Below are 3,202 nucleotides of genomic sequence, written 5' to 3' on the forward strand. Positions count from 1 at the left end.
CTAAGCGCATATTGAAATTGACTGCGGACATGATTCCCTCACTCAAAAACCATTAAAGTAAAGATAATATAAGTCATATTCTTTACTTTTTCATTACTTTTGATGTAATAAATGGTTTCTGACAACTGAATTTCGTATAACCGCCATTATGTTAAATAACCCCATTCCAGACTTTATCTAAGCTTTTTAAATTATTGTATGCTTCTTCAAAATTACTCAATTTGAATGTTAAAACAGGAGATGCAAAGGGCTTTTCCCAAATTACTGATGTAACTAGATCGTTTATATGATTCCAGCTTCGTCCAAATCTGATCCATGTGACCTCTGTTTCTGTAGTAACTTGTTCAACCATAATTACGTTGCACACAAGGTCTAAATCATCAGGACAAATTAAAATTGGTACGACTGTCGAGACAGCACCATATTCAGAAACTTCAGGTTTTAGAAGTTTCCAGGCATTACTTAAAGACAGATTGTTTTCAAAGTCATATAACCATCCTTGTGCTGGAACAAGAGTATTTGTCTCTTCAATGATATTGGTATTGTTATCTATCCATATATTCAATGGAATCCCATCAATAGCAAGAATTGGAAACGGTTTAGGGTTCCCGCTTCCATCTTGAATACATCCACTAATAGGATGTTCCTTCAATAAAATTGCTGAAATTAAGTTCATATATTTCGTTTAAATTCTTTAAAGTTTTTCTAAAATTAACATAATACACCTTATACGAAATGCTTTATAATTATCCTTATAATTCAACGCTGTAGTTCCTAGTTGATAGCCCGAACATCCCTGTTTGGGCTTTTTTTGTGATTTTTCACGTTCCACGAATATTCTTTAATCAATGTTCCACGGTTTTGATTAGATATTTTAATCATTCCAGTAAGAGCCGAGCGAGTGTCTACGAGCGACCACCTGGCATTAAAATTTCGCCCCTGCCTTTTCTCTGATTACAAGCTCCCTTTTGCTTCGTAACGAAAGATACAGAGCATCCCGAATGGGTGCGAACTGTATTAGTCAAATTCTAGACGAGCGAAGCGAGCATAAAGACTACTGAGCGAAGCGAAGGCATAGTCTCTTTTTTATTAAATCCTCAATTCATATTTGAAAAAAACAGCCCCTCAACCGAGCGAAGCGAGGTTAAAACGTCCGAGCTTTAGCGAGGGCATAGGGCTGTTTTCATGTCTGCTTAGGCTTTTATATATATTTTAAAGCTTTTAAATGCTTTTAAGCACGCTAAAAGCCTTTCTACAAAAGGCATTTAGCGCTCATAAAGGGACATTTAGTCGGTTATAAAGGGACATTTAGTCGGTTATAAAGGGACATTTAGTCGGTTATAAAGGGACATTTAGTCTATATAAAGGGACATTGTAGGTATTGACCCTTTAGTGACTTTAATTTACAATGTCCATATTATAAGTAACAATATAATCTGATTATGAAAAATGAGCTTGTTGTGAAGGATAATGCGTTAATTAATGCTAGTTATAACTTAGAAGTAACTGAACAGCGTTTAATACTTTTAGCAATTCTTAATGCAAGAGAAACAGGCAACGGTATTACAGCCGATAGTAAATTAGAAATACATGCAAAGGACTATGCTAGCCGCTTTGATATAAGCAATGATGGAGCTTATAAAGCATTAAAAAATGCTGTTTTAAACTTATTTGATCGACAGTTTTCTTTTAAAGAACAAGATAAGAAAGGGAATGTAGGTACAGTAAAATCAAGATGGGTAAGCCGTATTAAATATATTGATGATTCGGCCACACTAGAGATTACGTTTGCACCTGATGTAGTACCACTAATTACAAGACTTGAGCAGCATTTCACGAGTTATCAGCTTAAACAAGTCAGCCAACTTACCAGTAAATACGCAATCCGCTTATATGAGCTTTTAATTGCATGGCGTGAAGTTGGTAAAACTCCAAGAATTGAATTAGAGGATTTTAGAAGCAAAATTGGTGTTGAAGATACTGAATACACAGCCATGAATGACTTTAAAAAACGTGTATTAGAGCCAGCTATTAAGCAAATTAATAAATATACAGACATTACTGCAACATATGAGCAGCATAAAAAAGGGCGATTAATTTCAGCGTTTTCATTCAGCTTTAAGCAGAAGCACCAACCAAAAATTGAAAAGATTGTTGATCTTAAAAGAGATCCAAATACACCTGATTTCTTTATCCAAATGACAGATGCTCAACGACATTTATTTGCAAATAAACTCTCTGAAATGCCAGAAATGAGTAAATATTCTCAAGGTACTGAAAGCTACCAGCAGTTTGCTATACGTATTGCTGACATGCTTTTAGAACCTCAAAAATTTAGAGAACTTTATCCACTCTTAGAAAAATCAGGGTTTCAGTTATGATTAAAAGATTAGACCTCAATTAGTCCGTTAGACTTTAAAAAATTATTAATAAGTTTTAATAATTTAATTCGTTTTTTACCTTTTCTGACAGGCTTTTTGTCGATGAAAAAAATATCAGTATGTCCAAAATCAATGTGACACTCGTTTTGAGGAAGTTCAACAATGAGGGATAAGGATTCTTTATCCTTTACTGGAGTGAATACAACAATATATGGTTCTTTTCCAATAGGATTGGAAATCATAATGTCGAAATCAAAATCTTTGTAAGCGTCTTCTGCATGGGGTAAAGAGGAATTCGCTTCGATCTCAAAATATTGCTTAAAAAAAGATTTTTTATCCATTACTAATTACCTAAATATCTTTAGTTTCTGTTTTTAGAGGTAAATCAAAAAGCTTTCTGTCACGGTCTTCAGTTAAGTATTCATTTAGATCAGCAAGAATTTTTTCTTTATTGGCTTCATTCGCTTGCATCTTCTTAATCAAATAAGAGCCAAGCAAAATTTTACGTCTAGTATCATCCTTTCTCTCCTGCTCTTTTTGCTTCGATTTTTCTCTAGCTTCGATAGCCTGTTTACGAGCCTTTAGCTGTTTCAGCTTTTCTAACTGGGCTTCGATTTTCTTTTCGAGAGTTTCAGCAGCTTTTGTCATGATTCAGATTTCGGGATATAGAAAACCACTCAAGCATAAGACCCTGTGAATTGAAATTCAAGCGGGTAATATGCTATCGTGTTTTTCATGAAATGCGCACTTACGACTTGAATTTCATTCAAGTCAAAAGATGCGTAAGGGGGACACCCCTTAACCCCAAAAGCAAAAGCAAG

At 34.5% G+C, this 3,202-nt stretch carries 4 protein-coding genes; 1 reads left to right on the top strand and 3 read right to left on the bottom strand.

The window, feature by feature from the left end:
- Positions 1-151 precede the first annotated feature (151 nt).
- Complete coding sequence (locus tag FTT70_RS13385; protein WP_180103249.1) at positions 152-676, bottom strand: hypothetical protein; 525 nt, start codon at positions 674-676, stop codon at positions 152-154.
- Positions 677-1,442: 766 nt separating this feature from the next.
- On the opposite strand from FTT70_RS13385, the gene repM reads away from it, so the two are divergent.
- Positions 1,443-2,381 (top strand): replication initiation protein RepM, encoded by a 939-nt coding sequence (repM, locus tag FTT70_RS13390; RefSeq protein WP_180168721.1) that lies wholly within the window; start codon positions 1,443-1,445, stop codon positions 2,379-2,381.
- 8 nt (positions 2,382-2,389) lie between these two features.
- Here repM and FTT70_RS13395 read toward each other — a convergent pair whose 3' ends face one another.
- Both FTT70_RS13395 and FTT70_RS13400 read right to left on the bottom strand, forming a co-directional pair.
- The gene (locus tag FTT70_RS13395) at positions 2,390-2,722 is read right to left on the bottom strand and encodes a hypothetical protein (protein WP_101162534.1); all 333 of its coding nucleotides are present in this window, start codon (positions 2,720-2,722) and stop codon (positions 2,390-2,392) included.
- A 10-nt stretch (positions 2,723-2,732) separates the two neighbouring features.
- Positions 2,733-3,029: a mobilization protein gene (locus FTT70_RS13400; RefSeq protein ID WP_180168722.1), complete on the bottom strand. Its 297-nt coding sequence runs from the start codon at positions 3,027-3,029 to the stop codon at positions 2,733-2,735.
- Between the last annotated feature and the right edge of the window lie 173 nt (positions 3,030-3,202).

Origin of the sequence: Acinetobacter sp. YH01003, assembly GCF_013420525.1 — a bacterium.
GTDB classification, from domain to species: Bacteria; Pseudomonadota; Gammaproteobacteria; order Pseudomonadales; family Moraxellaceae; genus Acinetobacter; species Acinetobacter towneri.

What these genes read in the sequence shown, in the direction of transcription:
- FTT70_RS13385 (WP_180103249.1), bottom strand. Translation starts at nt 676, where the DNA reads ATGAACTTAATTTCAGCAATTTTATTGAAGGAACATCCTATTAGTGGA.
- FTT70_RS13395 (WP_101162534.1), bottom strand. Translation starts at nt 2,722, where the DNA reads ATGGATAAAAAATCTTTTTTTAAGCAATATTTTGAGATCGAAGCGAAT.
- FTT70_RS13400 (WP_180168722.1), bottom strand. Translation starts at nt 3,029, where the DNA reads ATGACAAAAGCTGCTGAAACTCTCGAAAAGAAAATCGAAGCCCAGTTA.
- repM (WP_180168721.1), top strand. Translation starts at nt 1,443, where the DNA reads ATGAAAAATGAGCTTGTTGTGAAGGATAATGCGTTAATTAATGCTAGT.